Raw genomic sequence first — 499 nt, forward strand, 5'->3', positions numbered from 1 at the left:
CTGGAGCACCCAAGACAACACCATCTACAACTTCGCCGTCGCCGGCTGCAACCTGCTGCGCACCGGCCGACGCAAAACCGTGACCCTCGCCGGCGCAGTGATCGGCACCCTGCTCGCCTTGCTCGGTATGTACGACATGCTGGTGCCGTACCTGATTCTGCTCGGCACGGTGATTCCGCCGATTGGCGGAGTGATCATGGCGGACTTTTTCTACCGCTGGCGCGGGCACTATCCGCGTCTGGCCGACGCACGGTTGCCGGCGTTCAACTGGCCGGGACTCGGGGCCTATGCGGTCGGCACCGTCGCCGCGTTCAACTCGCCGTGGGTTGCGCCGCTGGTAGGGATCGCCGCTGCCGCGCTAACGTATGTCATCGTTACCGGCGTGCTCGGCGCTCGCAGCGCGACCGCGCCACTACAAGACCTATAAAAAAGGATTCGCCTGATGCACATCATCAACGCCCGTTTGCGCAACCAGGAAGGTTTGCACGAATTGCACCTT

Annotated in this window: 1 pseudogene; it reads left to right on the forward strand. The window is 63.1% G+C overall.

What is annotated here, in order from left to right:
• Positions 1-427 (forward strand): annotated as a pseudogene (locus tag BK660_RS31200) (cytosine permease); the annotation flags it as partial.
• Positions 428-499 lie beyond the last annotated feature (72 nt).

The sequence above is a fragment of the Pseudomonas brassicacearum genome (assembly GCF_003732265.1).
Taxonomy (GTDB): Bacteria; Pseudomonadota; Gammaproteobacteria; order Pseudomonadales; family Pseudomonadaceae; genus Aquipseudomonas; species Aquipseudomonas brassicacearum_D.